The 26,846-nt window shown below is 45.4% G+C and carries 17 protein-coding genes, 1 tRNA gene and 2 pseudogenes; 11 read left to right on the top strand and 9 right to left on the bottom strand.

The window, feature by feature from the left end; genetic code table 11:
* Positions 1–79 precede the first annotated feature (79 nt).
* Positions 80–1,390, top strand: a complete 1,311-nt coding sequence (locus tag QT994_RS18470; RefSeq protein ID WP_333176854.1) for a Rid family detoxifying hydrolase — start codon at positions 80–82, stop codon at positions 1,388–1,390.
* A 358-nt stretch (positions 1,391–1,748) separates the two neighbouring features.
* On the opposite strand, the gene QT994_RS18465 is transcribed toward QT994_RS18470, so the two are convergent.
* A complete protein-coding gene (locus tag QT994_RS18465; protein ID WP_333176852.1) occupies positions 1,749–3,902 on the bottom strand; it encodes a polyribonucleotide nucleotidyltransferase in 2,154 nt (717 codons plus the stop codon).
* 449 nt (positions 3,903–4,351) lie between these two features.
* Between QT994_RS18465 and QT994_RS18460 the strand changes: the two genes are divergently transcribed.
* Together QT994_RS18460 and QT994_RS18455 are read left to right on the top strand one after the other, a co-directional pair.
* Positions 4,352–9,097 carry an SNF2-related protein gene (locus QT994_RS18460; protein ID WP_333176849.1) on the top strand — a complete coding sequence of 1,582 codons (4,746 nt, stop codon included), beginning with the start codon at positions 4,352–4,354 and terminating at the stop codon, positions 9,095–9,097.
* Between the two features lie 213 nt (positions 9,098–9,310).
* Positions 9,311–10,138, top strand: a complete 828-nt coding sequence (locus QT994_RS18455; protein WP_333176847.1) for an SWIM zinc finger family protein — start codon at positions 9,311–9,313, stop codon at positions 10,136–10,138.
* Between the two features lie 166 nt (positions 10,139–10,304).
* Here the strand turns inward: QT994_RS18455 and QT994_RS18450 are convergent, their stop codons facing one another.
* Positions 10,305–10,937, bottom strand: a complete 633-nt coding sequence (locus QT994_RS18450; protein ID WP_333176844.1) for an HAD-IA family hydrolase — start codon at positions 10,935–10,937, stop codon at positions 10,305–10,307.
* Positions 10,938–11,116: 179 nt separating this feature from the next.
* On the bottom strand, positions 11,117–12,052 hold the full coding sequence (gene queG / locus QT994_RS18445) for a tRNA epoxyqueuosine(34) reductase QueG (RefSeq protein WP_333176841.1): 936 nt from the start codon (positions 12,050–12,052) through the stop codon (positions 11,117–11,119).
* Positions 12,053–12,261: 209 nt separating this feature from the next.
* On the opposite strand from queG, the gene QT994_RS18440 reads away from it, so the two are divergent.
* Positions 12,262–13,224, top strand: a complete 963-nt coding sequence (locus tag QT994_RS18440) for an orange carotenoid protein N-terminal domain-containing protein (protein WP_333049582.1) — start codon at positions 12,262–12,264, stop codon at positions 13,222–13,224.
* A gap of 347 nt (positions 13,225–13,571) precedes the next feature.
* Positions 13,572–14,006 carry a nuclear transport factor 2 family protein gene (locus QT994_RS18435; protein ID WP_333049584.1) on the top strand — a complete coding sequence of 145 codons (435 nt, stop codon included), beginning with the start codon at positions 13,572–13,574 and terminating at the stop codon, positions 14,004–14,006.
* Between the two features lie 346 nt (positions 14,007–14,352).
* Here the strand turns inward: QT994_RS18435 and QT994_RS18430 are convergent, their stop codons facing one another.
* The 3 genes from QT994_RS18430 to rsmH form a co-directional block, all read right to left on the bottom strand.
* Positions 14,353–14,775 (bottom strand): ATP-binding protein, encoded by a 423-nt coding sequence (locus tag QT994_RS18430; RefSeq protein WP_006633914.1) that lies wholly within the window; start codon positions 14,773–14,775, stop codon positions 14,353–14,355.
* A gap of 500 nt (positions 14,776–15,275) precedes the next feature.
* Positions 15,276–16,946, bottom strand: coding sequence for a SpoIIE family protein phosphatase (locus QT994_RS18425; RefSeq protein WP_333176839.1), 1,671 nt, complete (start codon positions 16,944–16,946; stop codon positions 15,276–15,278).
* A 565-nt stretch (positions 16,947–17,511) separates the two neighbouring features.
* The gene (gene rsmH, locus QT994_RS18420; RefSeq protein WP_333176836.1) at positions 17,512–18,414 is read right to left on the bottom strand and encodes a 16S rRNA (cytosine(1402)-N(4))-methyltransferase RsmH; all 903 of its coding nucleotides are present in this window, start codon (positions 18,412–18,414) and stop codon (positions 17,512–17,514) included.
* A 57-nt stretch (positions 18,415–18,471) separates the two neighbouring features.
* On the opposite strand from rsmH, the gene QT994_RS18415 reads away from it, so the two are divergent.
* Entirely contained in the window at positions 18,472–19,656 is a 1,185-nt protein-coding gene (locus QT994_RS18415) for an NAD(P)H-quinone oxidoreductase subunit H (RefSeq protein ID WP_333176833.1), read from the top strand.
* 218 nt (positions 19,657–19,874) lie between these two features.
* Positions 19,875–21,089 (top strand): class I SAM-dependent methyltransferase, encoded by a 1,215-nt coding sequence (locus tag QT994_RS18410; RefSeq protein ID WP_333176830.1) that lies wholly within the window; start codon positions 19,875–19,877, stop codon positions 21,087–21,089.
* A 26-nt stretch (positions 21,090–21,115) separates the two neighbouring features.
* On the opposite strand, the gene QT994_RS18405 is transcribed toward QT994_RS18410, so the two are convergent.
* Together QT994_RS18405 and QT994_RS18400 are read right to left on the bottom strand one after the other, a co-directional pair.
* A complete protein-coding gene (locus QT994_RS18405) occupies positions 21,116–21,763 on the bottom strand; it encodes a hypothetical protein (protein WP_333176827.1) in 648 nt (215 codons plus the stop codon).
* A gap of 80 nt (positions 21,764–21,843) precedes the next feature.
* On the bottom strand, positions 21,844–22,977 hold the full coding sequence (locus QT994_RS18400; RefSeq protein ID WP_333176823.1) for a DNA cytosine methyltransferase: 1,134 nt from the start codon (positions 22,975–22,977) through the stop codon (positions 21,844–21,846).
* A gap of 391 nt (positions 22,978–23,368) precedes the next feature.
* On the opposite strand from QT994_RS18400, the pseudogene QT994_RS18395 reads away from it, so the two are divergent.
* The 4 genes and pseudogenes from QT994_RS18395 to QT994_RS18380 all read left to right on the top strand — a co-directional run bounded on the left by QT994_RS18395 (position 23,369) and on the right by QT994_RS18380 (position 26,470).
* Positions 23,369–24,327 (top strand): annotated as a pseudogene (locus QT994_RS18395) (IS630 family transposase).
* 293 nt (positions 24,328–24,620) lie between these two features.
* Positions 24,621–24,702: transfer RNA gene (locus tag QT994_RS18390), tRNA-Leu, on the top strand.
* A 73-nt stretch (positions 24,703–24,775) separates the two neighbouring features.
* Complete coding sequence (locus QT994_RS18385) at positions 24,776–25,558, top strand: RNA methyltransferase (protein ID WP_333176821.1); 783 nt, start codon at positions 24,776–24,778, stop codon at positions 25,556–25,558.
* Between the two features lie 534 nt (positions 25,559–26,092).
* The gene (locus QT994_RS18380; RefSeq protein WP_333176897.1) at positions 26,093–26,470 is read left to right on the top strand and encodes a hypothetical protein; all 378 of its coding nucleotides are present in this window, start codon (positions 26,093–26,095) and stop codon (positions 26,468–26,470) included.
* On the opposite strand, the pseudogene QT994_RS18375 reads toward QT994_RS18380, so the two are convergent.
* A pseudogene (locus QT994_RS18375) lies at positions 26,405–26,774 on the bottom strand (IS1 family transposase); the annotation flags it as partial. The gene QT994_RS18380 and the pseudogene QT994_RS18375 overlap by 66 nt on opposite strands.
* Positions 26,775–26,846 lie beyond the last annotated feature (72 nt).

The raw sequence follows: 26,846 nt of genomic DNA, 5'->3' as shown, positions 1-26,846 counted from the left end.
GACCCAGATTTAGAGCGCGTGTTGGGGTTTGGTGGTAGGCTGGGAATGTGGGGTGTAGCGGAAGGGCGATCGGTTATTTATGAAAGCTGAAGAACTTTTAGAAAGATACGCTAAAGGCGAACGTGCCTTTAAGAGTGCACAGTTAAGTGAAGAAAACCTTAAAGGTGCTGATTTGAGTGGCATCAACTTAGACAATGCAAATCTTTCAGGTGCAGATTTGAGTGAAGCAATTCTCACAGGTGCATACCTTCAAAGTACAAACCTCACTAAAGCATCGCTGAGAGGTGCTAATTTAAGTGGCGCAGTTGCTGCCTCAGCGAATCTCAACTGGGCTGATTTAAAAGGTTCTGATTTGAGTCGCTCGAATTTTAGTAATGCGATATTGAGTAATGCCAACCTAGAGAAAGCAAATTTAACAGGAGCAAACTTAACTAGCGCTAAATTGATTTATACCAGACTAGACAATGCAAACTTGAGTGGGGCAAATTTGAGTAGCACAGATATGAGTGTAGCTTCTTTACATCGGGCAAGCCTAAATAGAGCCAATCTGAGCAAGGCTAACATGGATGAAGCATACTTGGTTGAAGCAGACTTGACTCTGGCAAATCTGACAGACGCAACACTCCAAAATGCAAAGTTTCAAGGCTCTAAACTCCAGAAAGCCAATCTGTATAAAGTTAATTTGTCAGGCATAAATTTGGCTGACGTAGATATTAAAGAAGCGTGTCTTCAAAGTGCAAAGCTAAACAAAGCCTGTCTTCAAGGCGCAAACCTAGAGAAAGTAAATTTCAGATGGGCAAATTTGAGCAGGGCAAATCTAAATGAAGCAAATTTGAGAAGATCTGACTTGACAGGAGCAATAACCTATGGCTGGAATATCGAAAATGCAGACTTCACTGGTGCTACAATGCCGGATGGAGAACTCTACCAGCCAGAAACCTCTGACGGAGAAATCTACAATCAAGAAACTTCGGAAAAATTATCCCAAAAAGTGGCATCTATGACGCGCAAAATTATTCGTACTGACAAAGCACCGGCACCCGTGGGCCCATACAATCAAGCGATCGCCGCTACGGGCACTATGCTGTTTGTAGCTGGCCAAATTGCGATCGACATTAGACTAAACGATATTGTCTACACTGACGATGTGGCAAAACAAACCGAACAAGTTATGGCAAATCTCGAAGCCATTCTCACAGAAGCCGGCGCTACTTGGTTGGATGTGGTAAAAACTACGGTTTTCCTCAAAGATATGAATGATTTTGCCGCCGTGAATGCGGTTTATGCGAAATATTTTGATGCGGAAACTGCACCGGCGCGCGCTTGTGTGGAGGTTTCGCGTTTGCCGAAAGATGTGTTAGTTGAAATTGACTGTATTGCGGTTATTTGATTTATCTTCTTTTAGATGCCAGACTTTTTCAAGAAGTCGGGCATCTGGATATTATATTTTTTTTAATATTTATGAGCGATTTAAACGCAGAAGGCGCTGAGGGCGCTGAGGAAGAGGGGAGAGAGATGAATAATTTCCAAGTTTATTTATAGCAACCGCCGAGGGTAAAGTGCGCGACTGTATTAACTTCCACAGCCGATCGCACTATTGTCGATCTGTCGCTGTCGCGCACCTACTCTCAAATCAATCTGAAACAATCAGATTTAATCTCAACTAGCAATTAGCAATTACTAATCACCAGTTACCAATTAGCAATTAGCAATTACTCTATAAGTAATTACCAATTACCAACCGTAAACTATTTATTCAGCGCTTCGCGGGCGGCTACCGCTTCGTCGGGATGAATATTCAAGCGGGTCAAATTAATTCGACCTTTATTGTCAATTTCTCGCACTTTGACAATCACTTCATCGTTCACAGCTAACTCGTCTTCCACTTTCCCAACGCGGTAGTCCGCTAACTGGGAAATGTGAATCATTCCTTCTTTTCCGGGCAAAATTTCGACAAAAGCGCCGATCGGAATAATTCGAGTTACTTTGCCGACATACACATCTCCTGCATTCAACTTGCGCGTCATTCCTTGGACAATGTTGTAAGCCCGCTGAGCTTTTTCGCTGTCGTTGCCAGCAATTGTTACGGTTCCGTCGTCTTCGATGTCAATTTTGACACCGGTTTCTTCGGTGATGGCTTTGATCGTTTTGCCACCAGGCCCAATTACCAAACCGATAAATTCTGGATCGATTTTCAGGGTTAGCAAACGCGGTGCAAACGGCGACATTTCCTTGCGGGGAGTGTCGATGGTTGCCAGCATTCTTTCTAAAATGTGCAGTCTGGCCGGTTTGGCTTGGCGGATGGCTGTGGCTATCACATCTAAAGGCAAACCTTTGATTTTCATGTCCATCTGCAAAGCAGTAATCCCGGTGTCGGTACCGGCTACTTTGAAGTCCATGTCGCCTAAGAAGTCTTCAATTGCCTGAATGTCAGTCAAAATTCGGACTTCATCGCCTTCTTTAATTAAGCCCATTGCCGCGCCACTGACGGGTTGCGAAAGGGGAACGCCTGCATCCATTAATGCTAGCGTTGAGGCGCAAACTGAACCCATTGAGGTGGAACCGTCGGAAGAAAGGATTTCTGAAACTACGCGAATTACGTAGGGGAAATCTTCTTTGGATGGCAAAACGGGCAGTAAAGCGCGTTCTGCGAGAGCTCCGTGACCGATTTCTCGGCGTCCGGGCGATCGCATCGGCTTGGTTTCTCCTACCGAAAACGGCGGGAAATTGTAGTGGTGGAGGTAGCGTTTGTCTTGCTGCGGGTGCAAGTCGTCTCCTAAGTCTTGGGCGTCGCCTGGGGTTCCCAGGGTAGCTGCGGACAAGACTTGGGTTAACCCCCGATTAAACAACGCACAGCCGTGTACTCGCGACGGCAGCACGCCTACGCGACAAGAAACGGGTCGCACCTCGTCTAGCTTGCGGCCGTCTACGCGGATGCCATCTTCGAGGATCTGCTTCCGCATCATTTTTTTGGTAACGTCTTTGAAAACGTTGCCGATCGCCTTGCTGTTGGCGGTGGCTGCTACTTTTACCGGGTCCTCTTCCGGGAGTTCGGCGATCGCAGATTCGACTGCATTTGCCTTAACTTCGTCCAAAGCTGCATTCCGTATTGTTTTGTCTTTTTCAAATCTTGACAAAATGATGCGGATGGGTTCTTGGGCGCGATCGCGAATGAAGGTTTCCAGGGCCGAATCTTGCGATGGCCGTTCCTCTACCACCAAATCGATCCCCAATTCCGCCATAATTTCGCGCTGGGCTTGAATCAAGTCACAGGCTGCTTCATAGCCGAAGTCGATCGCCTCGATGATATCCTGTTCGGGCAACTGGTTGGCGCCGGCTTCTACCATGATTACTCCGTCAGGAGAACCAGCTACCACGAGATCCAACTCGCCTTCTCTGATTTCGCTGTAGGTTGGGTTGATGATGAAATCGTCCCCTACCAAACCGACTCGCACTGCCGCCATCGGCCCGTAAAACGGCATTTTCGCCAGCAGAATCGCTACCGAAGCGCCAGTCACCGCCAAAACGTCTGGTGGCACTTGTTCGTCCATCGAAACCGTTGTGGCTACAACTTGGATGTCATCTCGCAGCCAGCTTGGAAATAGCGGACGCAGCGGTCGATCGATCAAACGGCCAGTCAAAGTCACTTTTTCCGGGGGACGCCCTTCCCTTCGCAAAAATCCACCGGGAATTTTACCGCCAGCGTAGAGTCTCTCTTCGTAATCGACCAACAGGGGCAGGAAATCAATTCCTTCTCTCCCCTGCGATCGAGTCGCTGTCACTAAAACCGCCGTGTCACCGGACTGAATCAAAACTGCACCGCCTGCTTGAGGCGCTAGTAAACCAATCTTCAGTCTAATATCCCGTCCATCGAAGGATATTGACTTGTCTATCTCTACCATGTAGCACTGCTTCCTTATCTACCACATTCTTTCTCTGTCGGGATCGTAACATTACCACAGGATGTTTGAGAGTCCGAGGTCAAAAGACAGGGATAATCGCCTCGCGATCGACTGTCTGCGTCTGGCTTATAAGCATTTATACTCGATAACCATTTTTTGCTGTCTGGGGTCGATTCTCCGGTCGATCGTCCGCTAAACGCCTTCCATAGATGGTACGATGAATTTTCGTTTGGGAATTGGGACGTTAAAGGAAGAAGGAAGAGGGATTTAGTTATCTAGGTCAGGGAATAAGCGGTAAGGTGTGCCATAAGTACCTAAATATCCAGGTTCTACCTAATTCCTATCTGGCTCAAAAATTCCTCGGTTTGTTTTAAATAAAATTTTCATAAATCCATATAAATGCTGTAGTCAACCTCGCACTTAAATACAAATATCAGGGTAAAAAAAATATGGCTATTTTACACGGCAGTTGGCTCCTAGAGAATGAAAAAAGTTGCTTATTTATTTGGGGAGAAACTTGGCGAAAATTGGGGGCAATTGACACCATAGAATCTGGGAGGAATTTACCGCATCCCTTAGCAATGACAGAATCTGAATTTAAGAGTTTCCTAAATTCCTTGCAGCAGTCGGGAAAACTCAACTGGCAATTACCGGAAACCGCAGAAAGTCCACCGGAAAAAAGCAAAAAAACTAGGCGATCTCCCAAAACTCAAAACGCAGAAATTACCGCCCAAGACTCCTCAATTCAAAGAGAAATTCGGGCGATCGCACTTCCCACCCAAATCTCAGAATCGAACGCAAATCTGATGCCGCAGCACTCAGCAGCAGCACTTGAGGAACCCGCTAAAACCGAGGATATTTACCTTTATCCCTGGCAAGTCGAGGGTTTTTGTCTCAACCCTCAAGCAGCTTTTGTTTTCTTGCAATCACTACCGCTTAACAGCACAGAACCAGACTCTTTTGTCGGCTCAGATTTGCGTTTTTGGTCTCATATTGCTAGGTGGAGTTTGGATTTGTTGGCAAGATGCAAATTTTTGCCTGGATTGGAGAAACAGTCCGACGGTTCTGCTATTGCCAAATGGCAACCGCTGTTAGATAGTTCTACAGATACACTCCGCCTCGGCACTTTTGTCAAGCAAATGCCAACTGCTTGTCGAACATATCAGAAGAAGGAAGAAGGAAGTTCGGCAACGGATTCTGTAACGGATGTAACGGATGTAACGGATGTCAGGAAGAAGGAAGAAGGAAGAGGGAAAAAGGAAGAAGAATCCAGTCAATTGCCTTTAGCGGTGGATTTGCCGGCGGGGGCCGAGGAATTGGTGTTAGGCTTTTTGAGTAGTATTGTAGATAGTCAAGTGCGATCGGCTGGTAGCTCTACTTTAGACATCAAAGCAGTTTCTCCGGTGCGCGAGTGGCTGCAAGCTTTGCAGCAGGAATCTGGGATAGTTCAAGTAGAAACAGCAGCATTAGAAAACTTGGCGACCAAGCTGAGTGCTTGGACTGCACCGCTGCAAAACCAACTATCTCAACAAAGTCAATTTCGCACTTGTTTTCAACTGATACCACCAGCGCCCGGTAAAGCCAACTGGAATTTAAATTATTGCTTGCAAGCAGCAGATGAAAACGAATTTTTGGTAGATGCGACAACTGTTTGGAACAACTCAGTTGAGCGTTTGGCTTATGCGGGGCGGACAATAGAATTGCCTCAAGAAACTTTGCTCAGCGGCTTGGGTTTAGCCTCGAAACTTTATCCGTTAATTGAACCGAGTTTGCAAGCACAGCGGCCTCAATCTTGTCAATTAAATCCGCTGCAAGCTTACGAGTTTATTAAGTCTGTAGCTTGGCGGTTTGCTGATAGCGGGTTGGGCGTAGTTTTGCCACCGAGTTTGACAAAGACAGATGGTTGGGCGAGTCGTTTGGGTTTGAGCATTCAAGCGGAAACTCCGAAAGTGAATCCGGCGAAAGGTGGGCTGGGATTGCAAAGTCTGCTAAATTTTAAGTGGGAATTGACGATCGGCGGACAGCGCCTTTCTAAGGCAGAGTTTGACAGATTGATTGCGTTGAATTCGCCTTTGGTGGAAATTAACGGTGAGTGGGTGGAGTTGCGCGCGCCGGATGTGAAAGCGGCTCAAACTTTTTTTGCCAGCCGCAAAGAGCAAATGACTCTTTCTTTGGAGGATGCTTTGCGTTTGGCGTCGGGCGATTCTCAGACGATCGAGAAATTGCCTGTGGTGAATTTTGAGGCCACGGGTCAACTTCAAGAGTTGTTGAATACTTTGAGCGATAATCAAGCGGTAAGTGCGATCGCAACTCCGGCTAGTTTCCGAGGACAATTGCGGCCTTATCAAGCGCTAGGAGCAGGCTGGTTAGCATTTTTAGAACGCTGGGGTTTGGGTGCTTGTCTCGCGGACGATATGGGATTAGGAAAGTGCATTTTACCACATTCTTTGCTTTTTGTTAATGGTTTTTTACAAAAAGCTGAAAAAATATGGGAAGCATATGCCGGAAAAACAGAATTCGACGGTGAGGGCTTTTGGTCTGAACCTAACGAGCAATTACTGGTAAATTCCATAAATCAGGAAACAGGCAAAATTGTACAGGCGACTGTTCGACGACTTTATCGCCAGCAAGTGCAAGAAAAGTTGCGAACAATCAAACTGCAAGACGGTAGCACCATCACAATTACCCGCCGCCACAAATTGTTAGGACGCGATGGCTGGACAAATGACCTCAAGGTTGGAGATTATGTTTGCGTTCCTGCTAAATTGTATTGGGAAGGAAAGCCGGAAGATCCCGATTTGGTCAAGCTTCTGGCTTGGCAGATAGCTGAGGGATATGAGCAGCGCGATCGGGCAATACTCACAATAACGCAGAAAGATGTGGCAGTTCTTGAAGAATTGCGTTTCACACTTCACCATTTAAGCAAAAAGTATGGGATAGAAATAAATAATCCTGCTGTTCGTACTCCCGGTCAGCAAAGAGCAGCATATTTAGCTGTGTGTAGTCGATCGTACCAAAGCTTTCTTGAGGCTAAAGGCTACGAGTGGGGAAAGCTGTCAGCCGAGAAAAGCTTCCCGCAATTTATCATGCAAGCCAATCTGGACAGCATACGGATTTTCCTCAAAAACTACTTTGATGCTGAAGGTTCTGTCTTCCTTAACACGCGGACTATCGAAATTAGCACCGCTTCGCCTTTAATCATCCAACAACTTTCTACATTGCTGCGGCGCTTTGGAATTTGGCTGCGAATCGCCACCAGACAGAAATGCGCCACCAATGGCAGCGGCATTTTTCGCACCTATTATATTGGCACTTTCGGCGGTAACTCAGCGCGCATATTTTTGCAGGAAATTGGCTTCGGTTATCCCGAAAAACAGCAAAATTTAGAGAAAATTTGCGAAGTTACTGCCAATACAAATGTCGAAGGAATTCCGGTTTCGGATATTGTTGCCGATGCAGTGGAGATGACCAAACTGCCGCTACGGCATTTCGGAATGCACAATCCTGTTTATATTAACGGTTCCCAGCAGTTTTCCCGCATCAGCCTAGGAAAGGTGGTAGCAGGTATGGAAAATGTGCTTGGTGGTTCCGCAGAACAGGAGTACCGCCAGCTAAAGCCTTCTAAATGGACGAATCAAACCCTACAGGCTTATGCAAATCTCAATGTAGCGCAGCTAGATAGTGTCCGAGAAAATTTGCAACTTATACTCGATCGCGAAGTATTTTATTGCCGAATAGAGGAAATTGAGGATTTTGAGTACAGCGGGTGGGTTTATGATTTTGAGGTGAGCAAGCATCACAATTTTGTTGCCAATAATATCTTGTGCCACAATACTATTCAGCTAATTACTTTTCTCCTGCATTTACAAGAACAAGATGCCCTAGAAGCGCCAACATTACTGGTTTGTCCGACATCGGTATTGGGCAATTGGGAGCGCGAAGTCAAGAAATTTGGCCCGACGCTGAAAGTATTAGTTCACCACGGAGACAAACGCGCTAAAGGCAAAGCATTTGCGGCTGAAATTAAGGGAAAGGATTTAATAATTACCAGTTACGCCCTGGTGTTTCGCGATGCGAAGGAATTTCAAGGCATTAAGTGGCAAGGATTGGTTTTAGATGAAGCGCAAAATATTAAAAATTCCGAGGCGAAGCAGTCGCAAGCGGTGCGGCAAATTGAGGCATCTTTTAAAATTGCGCTGACGGGAACTCCGGTGGAAAATAGACTCCAAGAATTGTGGTCTATTTTGGAGTTTCTCAATCCAGGCTATTTGGGACCGCGCAATTTCTTTCAGCGCCGATTTGCAATTCCGATCGAGAAATACGGCGATCGAGAATCTTTGCAGACTTTGCGATCGCTCGTTCGGCCTTTCATCCTCCGCCGCCTGAAAACCGACAAAGAAATCATCCAAGATTTGCCCGAAAAACAGGAGATGACTGTATTTTGTGGACTCGCGACTCAACAGGCGGTATTATATCAGAAAATAGTCGAAGAGTCAATAGCGGAATTAGAATCAGCAGAAGGTATTCAGCGCCGGGGAATGATTCTGGCTTTGCTGGTAAAACTCAAGCAACTTTGCAACCATCCGGCTCTTGTGAAAGCAGAAGCTAAGCCGAAAGAATTGGAAATTAAGAGCCAGGAATCGGGGAAATTGCAGCGGTTGGTGGAAATGTTAGAGGAGGTGCTCGCTGAGGGCGATCGGGCTTTAATTTTTACTCAATTTGCCGAATGGGGAAAACTCCTGAAACCGCATCTAGAAAAGCATTTAGGGCGAGAAGTTTTGTTCTTGTACGGCGGAGTTAAGCAGCAGCAGCGGGAAGAAATGATCGATCGCTTCCAGCACGACCCCCAAGGCCCGCCGATTATGATTTTATCTTTAAAAGCAGGCGGCACAGGTTTGAACTTAACCAGAGCAACCCACGTTTTCCACTATGACAGATGGTGGAATCCCGCAGTTGAAAATCAAGCAACTGACCGCGTATTTCGCATCGGTCAAACTCGTAATGTGCAAGTTCACAAATTTGTCTGCACTGGTACGTTAGAGGAGAAAATACACGATATGATCGAAAGTAAGAAAGCTCTAGCCGAACAAGTAGTCAGCGCCGGCGAAAACTGGCTTACCGAACTCGATACAGACCAACTTCGGAATTTACTAATCCTCGATCGCAATGCTATTATAGAAACGGAAGAAGAATAATGTGTTTAATTTGCTTCGGTTTTTCGTGAGGACTTTAGTTCTAAAAAATCCGAGGAATGACGCACTCTGACCACAGAAACCGGGTTTTTTACCAGGATTAAAGGTTATAGTCCAGTTTTTTGGTAAAAGACTCGGTTTCTGACTCTCCTAGATAAGTAAAGCTTTCTTCCTTCTTCCTTCTTCCTTCTTCCTTCTTCCTTCTTCCTTCGGCTTATGATTGACAGAGAATGGTGGACACAACAGTGGTTAGATTTAATAAATACCTATCGCTTCAAAAAGCGCTTAGAACGTGGCTGGCAATACGCGCGCGAAGGTAAAGTTCTCAGCATTAAATTTCCCAATCAAGAAGTAATCGCCATAGTTCAAGGAACCGATCCAAAACCCTATCAAGTTTCTTTAGGACTCGACACATTGAGCGATGAAGATTGGGATTATGTGATTGAAAATATGTCGCAAAGAGCCGTTTTTTCAGCTAAATTACTAGCAGGAGAAATGCCACACAATATTGAGGATGTATTTGCGGCCGCCGGCAAAACGCTATTTCCGTTAAGTTTATCTGATATTCGATCGCGCTGTAGCTGTCCTGACCCCAAAAACCCTTGCAAACACATCAGTGCAGTATACTACTTATTGGGCGATCGCTTCAGTGAAGACCCCTTCGTACTCTTTCAATTGCGGGGCCGAACCAAAGAGCAAATCTTGACAGCACTTCGTCAAAGACGAGGTACGCAAGGAGAGGAAAATTCCCAACTCAACTCCGGCGAAAATTTCCCCACTGCGAATGCTAAATTGCCAAAGGTCGATCGCTTTTGGGAATACAACCAGCAGCTAGAATCATCTCTAGTAGTCATTGTACCGCCGCCCAGCAGCGAAACAGTATTAGATATCTTAGGCCCAATTCCCCTCGCAACCGACGGAAAAGGAACCGCTAGCAAATCCTCCCCTGCATCAGACGCCCTCAAGCAGCATTTTAGCAAAATCTACCAAGCAGTTAGCCAGCAAGCAGTTTTAGCAGCACTGAAACGCAGCGAAGGAGAGTAACATAATTTACTTGCAGAGATGATACTAGGGAGTATGGCTGATACCAAATCAGCCTTTAATACCCCTTGTATTCTTTAGTCCCTCTCTGCTGAGAGGATAGTTTGTTTACGATTGGTGTCAAGCGCCGAGTCTTATTTGGGCAATTTTAGTTTACCCCAGTTTACAGTTACCCCAAATTACTCATAACCTCTATCAGTTCCTGCGGGCGTGTAATCAAAAAATCGGGACTGTGTGCAGCCAAAGCCTCCTGAGAATTAAAGCCCCAACCTACAGCAACTACCTTAATTCCAGTTTTTCTAGCTGCGTCTATATCTCGGATCTCATCTCCCACATAAACGACTTCTTCAGCATTTATATGTTCTTTTTTTAGCCATTTATTAATAACTTTATGTTTCCCAAAAGTTGAACCCGAGTAAATAAACGTGAAAGTGTCTTGCAAACCCTTATTTTCCAGCGATGCCAAGACGTTTTCTCGAGAATTGGATGTGATAATGCCCAGTTGAAATCCCAGTTTTTTTAACTCTAGCAAAACTTCTTTAATTCCCGGAAATAATTCAATTGTGGGAATTTCACTCCGCAACTCTGCTTTCAACTTTCTAATCAAAAGGGGGAATTTGAAGATAGAAATCCCCGAATACTTAAGAAGTTCCCAAGAAGTTAAGTTGCTCAGTTGAGCGAGTTCCTCTTTTGTCGCAGACTTAAAGCCGAATTCTGCTGACAAACGGTTGGTGATGCTCAGAAGAATATCGATTGTATCTGCTAAAGTACCGTCAAAATCAAAAATAATTACTTTGGTCATTGGACAATAGCAAATAAGGAACGGGGAATCATACAATTTTAGATTTTAGATTGTAGATTTTAGATGGGGAATGACTTACTGCATAATGTATTGGCTCTTGGCGAACCGTACATACCCTAGGGTTATTATCTATAGGGTAAGGTGCCGCATAAGCACCCTGAGCGGGAACATCTCAACTTTTAAGGGTTAATTTGATTTGCTTTCGCATTTCGCCGCAGCATTTCTGGTTTAATGCGCCGCAGTGCCGAAGCTGTAAATCTGCGGTTCCATTCCTCGTCGGAAATGTCGGCTAATTCTGCAAGTGTCGGCGCTATATTTTCAGGATAAGGCTCAAACTCTGCAACATCAGTTGGTTTAGCAAATCGCTGATTCCAAGGACAAACATCCTGACAAATGTCGCAACCTGCTACCCAACCTTGTAAATTAGATGCAATTTCGTCGGGCAATTTTTCGGCTCGATTCTCGATCGTGTGATAGGCTATACATTGATCGGCATTCACCACAAAAGGCTCAGTAATTGCTCCTGTCGGACACGCCTCGATACAGCGAGTACAAGTACCGCAATGTTCTGTATGAGAATCATCCGACGCTAACTCCAAATTAGTCAAGATTTCGCCCAAAAATACCCAAGAACCGTATTCGCGCGAAATTACATTACCATTTTTAGCAATCCAACCAATCCCGGCACGCTGCGCCCACATTTTATCCTGAATTGGCCCGGTATCAGCATAATACCGCGCTTCAATTCCCTCGCCTTGCGATCGCACCCAATTTGCCAAAACCTTCAGTTTTTTGTGCAAAATTCTGTGGTAATCCCGCCCCCAGCCGTAGCGAGAGATTTGGGCATATTCGGAACCGCCCGGGCGTTGGTGAGGCGTGTAGTAGTTGATGGCAACACATATCAATGACTGCACCTCTGGCATTACTAATTGAATATCCTGCCGTTTCGGGTTTGCCATCCATGCCATATCCGCCTGATAACCCTTGTCCAGCCAAGCCTGCAATCGTTGTTTTTCTCGATCCAAATCCGCGTCTGCTGAGGCTATCCCGACTTTGTGAAATCCCAACTCAAGGGCTTTTTGCTTAATGCGATCGCTATTAATTGATTTTTTCATCTGGTAAGGAACCACAGCACAAATTGTGCCATAAGTCTACTAATCTTAAGATTAAGTGTGGGACAGAATTGATAATAATTTCACAATCTTTATATTTATAAATTTGAACTCCAAAATGTCAAAAATGTTACATAATTTAATTTAGGGAGAATTCGATTCGCTAATTCAAGTACGCAAGTAAAACCGACAGCGAATCCCACAGCATACATATGGCAGTTAGCATTCAATCAGCTCAATCTATTTTCTCAAACACCGAGATTGCGAGCGTTGTTCCCGCTACCACGGAAGCATTCTATAAACTCAGCGTTGAAGACCAACTAGCACTGCTCTGGTATGCCTACACCGAAATGGGCGTTTCCATCACCGCAGCAGCTCCGGGAGTAGCCAGCATGGCGCTTGTTGAAGGCATCCTGAGCGAAATCAAGCAAATGTCGCCTGCTGCTCAAAGCAAAACCATGTTTGACCTAGCCAGCAACGCCGACACTACGATCGGGCGGATTTACACTTCCTTGCGCGTCAACACCAAACTTGGTTTCTGGTACGAGTTGGGACAGTTGATGAAACAGGGCCTTGTCGCTCCGGTTCCCGCTGGCTATCAAATGTCTCCCGAAGCCACCCAAGTCCTTGAAACCATCAAAAAACTAGATCCGGGCCAGCAAATTACCGTACTTCGGAATACCGTAGTTCACATGGGCTACGACCCCGATTTCAGCCAAGAGTACGGCAAACGCTCTGCCCCCCGCAGCACTCCCACCGCTCCAGAAGAGCGGGTGAAAACCAAAATTGAGGGTATTAGCGAGCAGACTGTCCTCAACTACATCGACTACATGAACGCTTTCGACTTCACCCCAGCCGTCGGTTTATTTGCCGAAGAAGGTGCCCTGCAACCGCCTTTCCAAAAGCCGATCGTCGGTCGCGAAGCTATCCTCAACTATATGCGCGAAGAGTGCATCGGACTGAAAATGATGCCTAAGCAAGGCGTATCGGAACCCGCAGAAGACGGCTACCGCCAAGTTAAAGTCACCGGCACTGTCGAAACTCCTTGGTTTGGGGCGAATGTGGGTATGAACATCGCCTGGCGGTTTATGCTCGATCCTCAAGGTCAAATTTTCTTTGTGGCGATCGACTTGTTGGCCTCTCCTAAAGAATTGCTCAATTTGATGCGTAAATAGAATATTCTGGTTCGGTCAGTCAAACAGACTTGGCCAGAAACCCAGATGCCTTCAGGTGTCTGGGTTTCTATCATTTTAGGTTTTAGATTTTAAATTTTAGATTCAATAATTGAAGGATGGAAAATGACTGATGGTATCAGGGTTTACAGCTTGGCTACACTTGTATTTTTTGAAAGTAGGATGGATCTTGGTCGATCGCTCTGAAAGCTGTGCTCGACGCTTTCCGGTTCCCGATTCCTCCTTTTTTCGGAGAATTATTTTCCTACCCCTACTTATATCTTTTGAGGGATTTGCTGCGACAAAGAGAATGATTACAGTATACTCATTCATTTGAAATCACTTCTTTTATGACCGCCACAACTCAACCTATTTTAACTAACTCTATAAAGATTGCAGGCATCACCATGCCAGGGATACTGCAATATTTTGAAACTTTAAACGCGGGGGATTTTGAAGCGACCGCTAATTTGTTTGCGGATGACGGGGTTCTGCACGCGCCGTTTGAAGAGCCAATCATCGGCAGGATTGCGATCGCCACTTATCTAAAAAAAGAAGCACGAGGAATGCAGCTAGAACCCCAGAAAGGTGTCAGCCAAATTTTAGAAGATGGCAAAGTAGAAGTTCAGGTCAGCGGTCGGGTGCAAACTTCCGCATTTGGTGTTAATGTCGGATGGCTGTTCTTGCTCAATTCTGACCAAAAAATCCTTTCTGTCACGGTCAAACTGTTAGCTTCTCCCCAAGAATTGCTAAATCTGCGGTCGCAGACGAAATTTGATGTTTGATAATCTGTTTCACATTTAAATTGTCTATTTTGGTTTGACCTGTCGATCGCACGACTTTAGCTGTTACGTGCGATCGACAGGTCAATCGGCTTTTTATCGCCAGAATGAGGCAGAAACGGGATTTTTTATCCCTATTTCGGGTGAAGTGCCACTAACGGTATAAAAAATCGGTTTCTTGGCTATTTGTGCGATCGGGACTTTACCCCTACAATCTTACAGTCTCGCGTTGGACTGACGCTACGGCACGAAAAAGTGGCTGTCACCGCAGCGTGCGACAGACAGCCAAAGCGAGTCTAAAAGTGCATTGTCAATCACTAATCACTTATGACTAACGACTAACGACTAATTAAGATTTTTCCGGCAAACTCGCTTCCAACTTTAGACAGTTGCGACCGTCTATTTGCAAAGTGTAGTCCACCCGATCCATAAGTCTGCTCATAATCAGCCAGCCGTAGCCGCTTTCCTGTTTAGCTTCCGGCCTCGGGGGATTGTAAGTATCCATTTCGTAACCTTTACCGTAATCCCAAATTTCTAAACCAATATCCCTATTTTTTAAATTCAAGCGAATTAACACGGGCAAATTGGGTTGATCTTTGTGAGCATGGCGGATCACGTTAGAATAGGCTTCTGCTAACACCAAGCGCAAACGATTCGACTGACGCGGCCAATCGACGTGCTCTCCTAGCTCTACTTCTAAACTGCTCAGCAACCAATTTTCAACAATTGTTAAAAACCGCAAGTCGCTTGGCACATGAAGCTCAGTATTCATAAAAAAATCCCGTAAGTTTGAAAACCCTGTGTCTTCACACCAGGTATGAAACACGATGCGCCGAATGGATTCGGCCTCAATACTTGTCGCTAATCGGGGGATACTAGCCTTTTTTGTTTAAAAATCAGGCATTCGTCATTGGGTAGAAGGCAGAAGTTAACGAGTATAGTTGAAAACTTTAGTTATGGGTCTAAAGCCCATTAACATGGATAATTATACCGAGACTGCAAGCAGGGAGGTATAAAAAATCTTTGTTTCAATCTCTAGCTTTTAAGCGTTGGTTTTTTCTCACGAATGCCTTCTACGTTAACCTTTTACAGGCGTTAATCCCCCAGGAAAGCGATTCAGAAAACTAGCTGCGCCATCGCCGGCTAGGTTTTTTACTGTTGACGATAACGCCGTCCTTTGCAGGACTACTCTATGGGTCGTCAACAAGCAGGGCTTAAGTTTTTTCGACTTTCACCTCACCCCCGACTATGCGTCGGGAGTCGCTAACAAATTCAAAGAACCTCCAGAGAGAGTATGGTTTGGTCGTCTTCTTGAACGGGATTGTCTGCTCGGATGTAAGCCAACAAATTGTCCAAGTTGAAAGAACCAGGTTCCTGAATCAAGAGTTGCCAAAGCCCTTCTTGTTGTAGCATAGAACGGGTTGGTACACCCCCAGCGACTTCAGTGGTCACGCTAGCTTCAGTAATTCCGTCACTCGTCAGCAGAAATACATCTCCTGACTTTAATTCGATCGCACCTGCTTTGCCTCTCCAAACTGGTAGTATCCCCAAGGGAATGCCACGAGCTTTCAGGAAATTCGGCTCGACTGGCGTTTTACCGCTAGCGGCTTGAGCTTTCACCTCCGAGTGAGACCAAACAATCGGGTAAATGTGACCGGCATTAGCAAACGCGAGGTGTCCCGTTGACGGAGTGTAACGAGCTACAACCATTGTAATAAAATGGTTGTTGCCGATCAGGTCGTCAGCCATACTGCTGTTCATATTCTGCATCACTCGATCGGGCTCTGGAGAAACTTCTTGGGAAAGTTCCCGTCGCATCACCGAAATCGCGCTCGCCATAAATAGAGCAGCCGGAACTCCCTTACCCGAAACATCTCCCACCGCTATCCAAATATCCCCTTGGGAGTGGACGTAGACTTCAAAAAAGTCGCCACCAACTTCCCGCGCGGGATAGCAGCAAGCTTGCACCCTGACAGTTTCAAAATCCGGCCAACTTTGGCGCAACAAGTTTGTTTGGATTTGGCGAGCCACTTCCAACTCGTTTTGCATCTGCTTGGCTAAATCCAGAGTGCGCTGGTAGAGCTTAGCTTGAGACAGGGCGAGAGCAGCTTGAGCTGCTACACCTTCTATTAACTCTATATCTTCTGCTGACCAAGGGTTAGTGCCGCCAATCTGGGACAAAGCCAGTACCGCCAGCAATTCTTGCTGGTAAGTCAGGGGCACGGCAATCTCAACCGATTTACCGTCCTCCCCGCTGTTTGGGTTCACTTGAGTTTGGCGGCTGGCTACGGCTTGAACCAGCAAATTTTCATCAAAAGAAAAGTGAATGGCCTCGTCGGTTTGGGCTTGGTAGGGGAAGGTACTCGGCAATAGTCGATCGGCTTCTACCGGCCGCAGCATACAATAGTTGGCCTCAAAAGTTTGACCTACGGTTTGAACAATAGTTTGTACCATACTAGAGTAATCTAGCGACCCACGAATCACGCTCATTACCTCATTGAACAGAGATTCCTTGCGTAAAGCGCGGCGCAATGCAACGCTGCGCTGCTTGTAGTATTTGTAAGTGTCTGAGGCTTGATTGATCACCAATTTGAGTTCTTCTGGATTCCAGGGTTTGGTGATGTATTTGAAAACTTGACCTGAGTTGATGGCCTCAACCAAATCTTCAACATCGGTGTATCCCGTTAGCAGAATCCGAATCGTATCTGGAAATCGCTCGACTGTTTTGCCCAAAAACTCGGTGCCATTCATTTCTGGCATCCGCTGGTCAGATATAATCACCGCCATCTCGCCCTGTTCGTCTAGAACTTCCAGGGCGCTGAGGGCGCTATCTGCTTTGTAAACCTGAAAGTCGCGTCGAAACGTCCGGTACAATAAATCCAAGTTATCGGGTTCGTCATCGACTACCATCAGTTTCAGCTTGCTTCCATCTCCCCTACTCATCTTTCTTCCCCCTTGAAAACCCCCACCATAGCTGTATTCAGCAAGGTGGCGGGAGGAAAAGGGGGGCTGGATATATGCAACATATCAGTTACGTCAAGTTGAGTTAAAGAAACCCGTTTTACCTTAAGGTGAGCATTCCTTTCGCACCATCTGTTCGCACAACAGATGAGAGGCTTTCGATACTGTAACCCGCCTCGGTAGGCCGCTTCAATAGGGAAAATTCCCGAGTCAGCTTTCACGCTGTGATACGAGCAATCACCTTGTTAGCAGTCGGTACTTTTCTAAACACACCAGCATTCAAAACGGCTACTTAATGCTCTGCTTGCAGAGCTCTTAACTAGCTGGGCACTGTCCTCGGTGTGAATTTTAACACTTACTACTAACGCAGGTATTGCTACCTAAGTCTGGTCAACACCGGCTGTATTTCAAGCCCCACTGTACCCGGAGGGTTAGTGGTGGGTGGTTGGCGCTATTCCCTACATCTTTGGCGCATCGTACTTGATTGCTGCATTCAAGTCCCCCTAATCTCTGAACTTTTTGCAGCAAGCATATTACTACTGCCGAATCAAGTTATTCTTTCTGCCAGTCTGAGCTTAGCAGAACGAGAGCGGGGATTTCTAGCTACTTCTTCGGATTGTGGCACGATCGGCTTTTTTGTCAGTACCTGTAAACTGGGTGTTCCTCTGAGTTGGTGCTTGACGGGTCGGTCTTCCAGGCTGTGAAATGTAATGATTCCGATTCTCCCACCGGGTTTTAACCACCTTGGGGCAAGGTTTAGGAAAGTTTCTAAAGAAGCTAGTTCGGAGTTGACAGCTATCCTTAAAGCTTGGAAAGTGCGGGTGGCCGGATGGATTCTGCCGTTGCGCTGCTTGGGGGGGAAGCTGCTGGCGATGGCCCCAGCAAGTTCTGTTGTAGTTTGAAAAGGACGGCTTTGCACAATCCGCCTCGCGATGCGTCGCGACAGTCGCTCCTCGCCGTATTTGTAAATAATATCTGCTAGTTTAACTTCTTCCCAGTGGTTGATAATCTCTTCTGCCGTCAAAGATTGCTGCTGGTTCATACGCATATCTAGTTGAGCTGGGTGGCGAAAACTAAATCCTCGTTCCGGTGTATCGAACTGAGCAGAGCTGACGCCCAAGTCTGCTACGATACCATCAAATTCGGCCTCTGGGGACTGATATTCCGCAAAATTGCCGTGCCAAAACTCGACGGGCGAGTTGGCAAATCGGGATTGGCAAAAACGGATGGCTTGTTCGTCGCGGTCGATCGCCACCACTCTAACATCGGCCGCCGCCGCTAAAATCAAACTCGTGTGTCCGCCGCCCCCAAGCGTCGCGTCCAAATAGCGGCCGCCGGGACGCACAGCCAAACCCGCAATTAACTCTTGACCCAAAACTGGAACGTGATAGGTGTCAATACTGACATCTGATCCAAGGGTCTCCTTCTCAGAGAGCTCGATATCCTTCATAATCATAAAAGCCAAACAAAAATCAACAATAGCTAGTAATCATTAATTCATTTAATTATGTCAAGAATTGAGACTAGAACCGAACCGATGGTGCTCAACATGGGGCCGCACCACCCATCCATGCACGGGGTACTCCGGTTAATCGTCACCCTAGACGGGGAAGACGTAGTTGACTGCGAGCCGGTTTTGGGCTATCTCCACCGCGGGATGGAAAAAATTGCCGAAAATCGCACCAACGTGATGTACGTGCCCTACGTGAGCCGCTGGGACTATGCGGAGGGGATGTTCAACGAAGCGGTGACAGTCAATGCGCCGGAAAAGTTGGCGAATATTGCTGTCCCCAAACGGGCGAGTTACATTCGGGTAATCATGCTGGAGTTGAACCGGATTGCTAACCATTTGTTGTGGTTGGGGCCGTTTTTGGCAGACGTGGGGGCGCAAACTCCTTTTTTCTATACTATGCGCGATCGCGAACCAATTCTCGACTTGTGGGAAGCCGCTACAGGTTATCGCATGGTGAATAATAACTATTTCCGCATTGGCGGAGTCGCCGCAGATTTGCCTTACGGTTGGGTAGATAAGTGCCAAGATTTCTGCGATTATTTCGTTCCCAAAATAGACGAGTACGAACGTTTAATTACCAACAATCCAATCTTCCGCCGCCGGATAGAAGGCCTGGGTACTATTTCTCGCGAAGAAGCGATTAACTGGGGACTTTCCGGTCCCATGTTGCGCGCTTCCGGCGTTAAGTGGGATTTGCGGAAAGTTGACCATTACGAATGTTACGACGACTTCGACTGGGAAGTTTGTACCGAAGCTGCTGGCGATTGTTTGGCCCGGTATTTGGTGCGGGTTCGGGAGATGCGCGAGTCGGTTAAGATTCTCTATCAAGCCTTGAAAGGACTCCCCGGTGGCTCTTACGAGAATTTGGAAGCCAAGCGACTCGAAAGCGGACCCAAATCTGAATGGAATGGTTTTGACTATCAGTTTATTGGCAAAAAAGTTGCGCCGACTTTTAAGATTCCCAAGGGCGAACATTATGTCCGCGTTGAAAGTGGCAAGGGTGAGTTGGGGATTTATATTATCGGGGATGATAATGTGTTTCCTTGGCGCTGGAAGATTCGGACTGGGGATTTTAATAATTTGCAGATTTTGCCTCACATTGTTCGCGGCGTGAAAATTGCTGATTTGGTGGCGATTTTGGGGAGCATCGACATTATTATGGGCTCGGTTGATAGGTAGGTTTGGTCGGTTTTTATCTGATAATTTAACCCGGTTTTTTTGTGGAACCGGGTTAATTTTTTTCAACTGCAGATGAACGCGGATAAACGCGGAACGTCGCTAAAATGTACCTTATTTCTCTCTTCTCTCTTCCTCTGTGCCCTCTGCGCCCTCTGCGGTTAATAAAAAAAAATCTCTCCTTCACAAAGGAAATAACATCAACTTTGATTCGATAAATTATGAAAGTTCAGCAATCAGATATTAATGATAGTAACCCGGAACTCTGCGCTTTAATCTGCGAAAGAATTGCCGCCAGTCCGCAGGGGCGTATTACTTTTGCTGAATATATGAATTTGGCATTATATCATCCGCAGCACGGTTATTACAATAGCGATCGCCCGTCGATCGGCAAACAAGGCGATTTTATCACGTCGTCTCATTGGGGTGCTGATTTTGCGGAGGTTTTGGCAGAGCAGTTTGTGGAAATGTGGGAATTGCTCGATCGTCCTTTCAATTTCGCGATCGTAGAAATGGGCGCTGGGCGGGGAACTTTTGCAGCTAATGTGCTGCAATATCTGCAACGGCAACATCCCGACTTATTTAAAACTTTAACATACATAATTGTTGAAAATTCGCCAAGACTTCAAGCGGAACAACGCCAAATATTAAGTGATATCAAGTGCGTTAAGTGGTGCAATTGGGATGAGATAGTTAATAATTCAATTGTCGGTTGTTTTTTTTCTAACGAGTTAGTGGATGCTTTGCCAGTGCATCAATTCATTCTGGAATCAGGGAAAGTTAGGGAGATTTACGTTGCCGCAGAAACCCCAAGAAATGAACAAGAAGAGATAAAATTTGTTGAAGTAATTGGCGAAGTTTCCACGCCAAAAATTGCCGAATATTTGGATTTGGTAAGCATCGATTTGTCGGCAAGTGTTTACGGGGATGGTTATCGGAGTGAGGTGAATTTGGCGGCTTTGGACTGGATGAGTACAGTTGCTCAAAAGTTGCAGCGGGGATATTTGTTAACTATTGATTACGGTTATCCGGCGCACCGCTATTACAATCCGAGGCGCAGGGAGGGGACGCTACAGTGTTATTATCTGCACCGATATCACAATAATCCTTATATTAATGTGGGGCGGCAGGATTTAACGGCTCATGTTAATTTTACGGCGCTGGAAAGGCAGGGTGAATTGTGCGGTTTGGATGTGGTAGGGTTTACTCAGCAGGCTTTGTTTTTGATGGCGTTGGGTTTGGGCGATCGTATTGCTTCTCTGTCTACAAATGATGCGGAAGCATTGGATTTGGCAACGTTTTTGCGCCGACGGGAGGCTTTGCATCAGTTGATCGATCCGATGGGTTTGGGCGGTTTTGGGGTGTTGGTGCAGTCGAAGGGGTTGAGGGAGGAGGAAAAGGGGAGAATCTTGAAGGGTTTGAGAGTGCCGGATTAGTTATTCGATGGATTTGCTTATATCGATTACGCAAGCTTACTCAACGGCGGAAATTCCCATTTTCCCGAATATAAAGTAGATGGCAGCTTTAAACAATAAGCAGCAGGAATTACTTCGATCAGCCACCAATTAAACATATCTCGTCTGGCTTCAGTAAAACCAGAAATGGGATCACCAGTAATCGCATCATACAGAATATCTAAGATCGCATTATAAGCTGTTTTCGTATTGAGTGTTTGCAGCAAGCCGTAAAAGATATTGTAAGCTTCGTCAGTAGCTTGATATTTTCCGATTTTGTTGATGTTAGGAAACAAGGTATCAGCCCAAGTTTCTGGGATTTCACAGCTATCCTTCAGCCAACAAGATACAATTCCTTGAACGATATCAGCCTTGTGTTCTTCAGGAAAGTAATGTTTAATGGTCGGTTTGGCTGCTAATGCTATTCCATAAGCCATATAGACGTATCGCTGATGGGATATTGCATCATTAGGCATTCCAAAGGCTGTCATTACTTCTACAAAAGCTTCTTCTACATTGCACTTTCCACCTCGTTCGTATAAATCGTCATATTTTCTGTCCCAAACCGTCTGAAGTGTGTGCTGTAATTGCTCTGGAATAGTTGAGTTGCTGGGCAATTTAAAATCGGTGTAGTGACCTCGATCAAACTTTATCATTGACTTTCCCTCCTTATGTATTTTCCTGGATCGTCAACCAAGATCAAGCTAATTTTAAGATTCCTATCTACCGCCCCATTTCAAATTAACTGCAAACTCGGCTCGAATCCCTCGGATTCAGCCCATTTTAATCGTTGTTGAATTGACATCCTCTGCAACTTTTTACTCATTTCATATAAATCAACTTGGGGATAATCCCCCTTAAATAGCGGAATTAAAGCCTCAACAACAGCAGCGATTCCCTGCGGCGGCACTGCATTGCCAATCTGCCGCCGCACTTCAGTCGTAGAACCTTCAAAAATAAAATCATCGGGGAATGTTTGCAATCTTGCCCTTTCACGATTTGTCAAAGAACGCGGTTCTAAATAATGATAACCCCAAGTCCCGCCACCTCCACCCGCAATAATTGTTGATGAGGGTTTATCTGGATGAATTCGCCGATAAACGTGACTGATCATGCCTTTGACATAGTATGGACTATCCTTGGGAATATCCGAAAAATTCCCTCCCGGTTGAATTCGATTTAAAATTTCAACGGTGCGGGTCTGAATTTTATGATGTTTGTTATTGTCCAGAACTGCTTCCACATTTTTGAGTGCTTCGCCCGCAGTTCGATAAGGTTTTTTGCGATTTTGACCGTATTCTGGCTGAGGATGCACAAAGTTAAATCCTGTATCCATCCGAATGCCAACTAATAACACTCTTTGGCGAAATTGCGGAACTCCGTAATCAGCAAAGTTGTAGAGTTTAGGTTTAACTAAGTAGCCTGGTGCTATACTTTCAAAGTCAGAAATTATTTGTTTTATTGCTTGATAATTATTTGCACTTAATAAGCCTTTGACATTTTCTGCTACAAAAGCTTTTGGCTTTTTTTTATTGACAAAATCGAGGAAGTATGTATATAAGTTGCCTCTGGTTCCTTCAAGTCCGGGCCGCTTCCAAATCAGGGAGAAATCTTGACAGGGGAATCCTCCTATACATATTTCCGCTTCGGGAACTTGTGCAAGGTCTATATTTTCTATGCTGTCGTTGATGATGACATCAGCAATGTTTCTGCTGAAAGTTTTGCAGGCGTATTGATTGGAGTCGATCGCCCAAACTACCTCAAAGCCGACTTGGTGGAATGGCAAGTCCATGCCGCCGCAACCAGAAAATAAGGATATGAGTCGCGGTTTTTTTGTCCAGGCGATCGGCTGGAGACGTTCGATTAACATATGAGTGCCAAGTTAGCCAAGGACGGGCTGGATGACCGTACCACAAGAATGTCATCATACCAAAACACGATCGTATGCGACGAATCAATTGATATTTTATTCTTGTTCGTCTAACTCGATCCCCGCTTGACGCAGTTTTTCTGCCAATCTTTCAGCGCGGAGTCTTTCGCGATCGGCTCTATAGCCTTTCTCAGAAAGATGAGGTATCATGTTACTGACACTCACTCGTGAGGGTCAAACAGAGAAGATATGATCAAATGAACTATAATTACATGGTTCAGTAAAGCCACGCGAAAGCGATACCACACATAATAGCATTTTTTTGACAGCACACGATGCTTAACTCACAACAGGTTTACTTGTACCAAACTTCACACATTGTTAAATAAAAATGAAAGCTTATTCGATTGATTTTAGGCAAAAAATCCTTGATACTTATCATGCTGAACCCATTTCACAAAAAGCAATAGCTAAGCGTTTTTCTGTAGCCTTGAGCTTTGTACAAAAATTGCTTAAACAATATCGTGAAACAAAAAATATTACTCGGAGAACAGACCGATGTGGAGTCAAAGGCAAACTAAATGCGGAGCAACTACTCATCTTGGCGGAATTGATTGAAGGTTCGGATGATGCAACTATTGAAGAACTCCGTTATTTACTTTATGGGAAAATTGGATTTTCCGTGAGTAGAGCGACAATAGGAAGAATGATAAAACTCTTAAACATTACTGTCAAAAAAAAAGTCTCTTTCCTTCAGGCAAAGGCACGGAGCGAGTTCAAATCCTGCGATGTGAGTTCTGGAAAACAATTAAAGAGATTAGTTTGAAAGACTTAATATTTATTGACGAATCGGGAGTTAATTTGGCAATGGTTAGGTTATATGCTAGGTATGCAAAAAGGTGAAAGACCCAAGGGGCCAAAACCAACTAAGCGTGGCAAAAATGTTTCAATAATTGGAGCAATGTCAGTCAAGGAAATTTTGACATCGGTTAATCTAATAGGGGGAACTGATGCAATTACATTTGAACCTTTTATTGCCAGAAAAATCGTGCCATAACTATGGAAAGGTGTTTGTGTAGTGATGGATAATTGTCCCATTCACCTGGGAGAAAAAGTGAAAAAAGCGCTCGAAAAAAAAGGGGCAAAATTAATATACTTATCACCTTATTCACCAGATTTTTCACCCATTGAAAATCTGTGGTCAAAACTTAAAATTATTCTCCGTTCTATCAATACTACTAATTATCAAGAGTTAGGAAAAGCCATAGACTTTGCGTTTGGGTCTGCGTTACATCGTCAAATATTTTTAACTGGTTTACACACTGCTGTTATTGTACCTCATCTTTTTGAGAAAGGCTATATAACACTACAGTTAGTGCAATTTATGAGTAGGAACCTGTACAGGAACCCATGACTGCTGTTGGTACGTGTGTGGCTGCTGGAATGGGTTTGTGGTGGAAGACAAGGGCGGCAAAAAAGGTGTAATATTAATTTGGAGATTCCCCTAGCCCCCCTTATTTAAGCAGGGTGGATAGGGGGGATCTCAAAGTTCTCCCTATTACTCGCAGCCCACAAAAAAATAAATTCCCCAAAACACTTGACATATCGGTAAACATATGGCATAGTAGTAATTCGTGACCGATGCGGAACTGGCGGAATTGGTAGACGCGCATGATTCAGGTTCATGTGGTGCAAGCCTTCCGGGTTCAAGTCCCGGGTTCCGCATTCCCAAGGCAGAAGGAAGTTTGGGGTTAACCCGATACAGGCAATAACCCCATTCGCTCTGCTGAATTAAACAATGCTGACAAGTATTCAAAACCCCCTAGTTAAAGAAATTCGCAAGCTGCACAGCCCGAAGGGACGCAGGGAACAACAATTATTTTTACTCGAAGGGACGCACTTGCTGGAGGAAGCTTGCGCGGCTAAATACCCGCTAGCAACCGTTTGCTGCACTCCCGAATGGCTGGAGGAGCACGGGGAACTTTGGGAGCAAGTTGGTAGTTTAGCCGATCGCACAGAATTAGTAAGTGCAAAAGTGTTAGAGTCGATCGCCACTACAGTCCAACCCGACGGCATTGTCGCCACCGCACCCCGCACCGCAACAGAGCCCGCAAAATTGTCAACTTTAGGAATAGCCTTAGAAACAATCCAAGATCCCGGCAACTTGGGGGCGATTGTTCGCACGGCTGCAGCTGCTAATGCCGACGGTTTGCTGCTGAGCGCAGACAGCGCCGATTTAGACCATCCAAAAGTGCTGCGCGCCTCAGCAGGAGCTTGGTTTAAGCTACCAATGGCAGTCAGTCCAGATTTAACCGCCGAAGTCTCCGCCTATAAAAATCGAGGAATGCAAATTTTAGCAACTGTCGCCGGGGCCAGTTTAAGTTATTGGGAAGTAGATTTGCGAGTGCCGACTCTGATAGTTTTGGGCAACGAAGGCTCTGGTTTGTCGGAAGAATTGAGGAGTTTGGCCGATCGACAAATCCAAATTCCCCTGAGTCGTGGCGTAGAATCTTTAAATGTGTCGATCGCCACAGCCCTCATTGTGTACGAAGCTCAACGGCAAAGAACTCAGTCTATTTGAGATTTACTCGCCGTCAGGAATCTGGGACATTGAACTAACCAAGTGCTGCTGACTGGCGCCAGCTCAAAAAACATTCGCGAAGCTAACATTACTCCCCCGAAAAGGAGGGGCGCAAGCCCCAAAAAATACGATACGTACAGGGCGAAATGTTTAACGCAGTAATTGTCCCCTTGAAAGTCTATGATAAAAGCGCACTCAACCAAGTAACCCCCCTGTAGTAAATCAATACTCACTCGGGTTAAAACCGCTCATTTGCTTTCCTCTCAGCGCTAAAGCCACGGATTTTCTCGCATCTGGCTTTTCTTTATGACTCATTTTGGTCTGATTTGTCCCGCCTCAACTGGTCATCTTAACACTATATTGCCCTTGGGGAAAGAACTGCAACGGCGCGGTCATCGCGTCACCCTATTCGGGATACTCGATGCTCAAGCCAACACACTAGTCGCAGGATTGGAATTTCACGCAATTGGTTAATCTGAATATCCCGCTGGCAAAATAGTGCAATTGCTTACCCAACTAGAGAAACTGAGTGGAATGACAGCATTACGATATACCATTAACTGTATAGGAAAAACAGGGGATTTTTTTCTGCGAGAACTTCCACAAGCATTCAAAGCCACTGGCATAGAACCCTTGCTGATAGACCAAGTTTCACTAGGCGCAGAGACGGTGGCAGATTTCCTGGGGATTCCGTTTATGACCATTTGCAGTGCTGTAGTTGTGAATAAAGAAGAAACAGTTGCGCCCTTTGTCACAACTTGGGGCTATAGTAAGGCTTTGTGGTCAATATTGCGGAATCGAGCAGCTTATTTTTTGGGTAGTAGTAAATATGTAGTGATTGAATATTTATTGCCTCACAGTATAGTGGTAATGATGGACACAATACCAAATAGCACCAATAGGGTTTTCTAACTTTTTATAAAATGAGAGAGTCTTTCTTACGAGACGAGAAACACGTTGGCGCCAAGTATTATTAAATCTTTCACTATGATTATTTTTTCCACTATCTTTGCCAACTGGCTTATGGCGTTTGCTGGGAAAAATACAAGCATAAGCCTGCCAAAAATCTGTATAGCAAACAGCGCATTGTCGATATACAGGAGGTAGAGAATTCCATAATTGTCTTGCTCAGGAATGCGCGAAGAGCGCCAATATAAACACCAATAATCTCTCGGGTCTCTCTATCCATTGCTAACAACCATACCCATTGTTTATACCAATTTTCAAAAATCATGCAACAGTAGCTAGGGCTGACAAAATGTAATCCCATCCAGTTATAGATGCTATT

The sequence above is a fragment of the Microcoleus sp. S13_B4 genome (assembly GCF_036700885.1).
In the GTDB taxonomy this organism is placed as follows: Bacteria; Cyanobacteriota; Cyanobacteriia; order Cyanobacteriales; family Microcoleaceae; genus Microcoleus.
This window is presented reverse-complemented; position numbering and strand designations above follow the sequence as displayed.

Coding starts and splice junctions, on each gene's coding strand:
- QT994_RS18385 (WP_333176821.1), top strand. CDS start 24,776: ATGCTGACAAGTATTCAAAACCCCCTAGTTAAAGAAATTCGCAAGCTG.
- QT994_RS18470 (WP_333176854.1), top strand. CDS start 80: ATGAAAGCTGAAGAACTTTTAGAAAGATACGCTAAAGGCGAACGTGCC.
- QT994_RS18455 (WP_333176847.1), top strand. CDS start 9,311: ATGATTGACAGAGAATGGTGGACACAACAGTGGTTAGATTTAATAAAT.
- QT994_RS18465 (WP_333176852.1), bottom strand. CDS start 3,902: ATGGTAGAGATAGACAAGTCAATATCCTTCGATGGACGGGATATTAGA.
- QT994_RS18460 (WP_333176849.1), top strand. CDS start 4,352: ATGGCTATTTTACACGGCAGTTGGCTCCTAGAGAATGAAAAAAGTTGC.
- QT994_RS18405 (WP_333176827.1), bottom strand. CDS start 21,763: ATGATAAAGTTTGATCGAGGTCACTACACCGATTTTAAATTGCCCAGC.
- rsmH (WP_333176836.1), bottom strand. CDS start 18,414: ATGAAGGATATCGAGCTCTCTGAGAAGGAGACCCTTGGATCAGATGTC.
- QT994_RS18400 (WP_333176823.1), bottom strand. CDS start 22,977: ATGTTAATCGAACGTCTCCAGCCGATCGCCTGGACAAAAAAACCGCGA.
- QT994_RS18440 (WP_333049582.1), top strand. CDS start 12,262: ATGGCAGTTAGCATTCAATCAGCTCAATCTATTTTCTCAAACACCGAG.
- QT994_RS18380 (WP_333176897.1), top strand. CDS start 26,093: ATGACAGCATTACGATATACCATTAACTGTATAGGAAAAACAGGGGAT.
- QT994_RS18430 (WP_006633914.1), bottom strand. CDS start 14,775: ATGAATACTGAGCTTCATGTGCCAAGCGACTTGCGGTTTTTAACAATT.
- QT994_RS18425 (WP_333176839.1), bottom strand. CDS start 16,946: ATGAGTAGGGGAGATGGAAGCAAGCTGAAACTGATGGTAGTCGATGAC.
- QT994_RS18435 (WP_333049584.1), top strand. CDS start 13,572: ATGACCGCCACAACTCAACCTATTTTAACTAACTCTATAAAGATTGCA.
- QT994_RS18410 (WP_333176830.1), top strand. CDS start 19,875: ATGAAAGTTCAGCAATCAGATATTAATGATAGTAACCCGGAACTCTGC.
- QT994_RS18450 (WP_333176844.1), bottom strand. CDS start 10,937: ATGACCAAAGTAATTATTTTTGATTTTGACGGTACTTTAGCAGATACA.
- QT994_RS18415 (WP_333176833.1), top strand. CDS start 18,472: ATGTCAAGAATTGAGACTAGAACCGAACCGATGGTGCTCAACATGGGG.
- queG (WP_333176841.1), bottom strand. CDS start 12,052: ATGAAAAAATCAATTAATAGCGATCGCATTAAGCAAAAAGCCCTTGAG.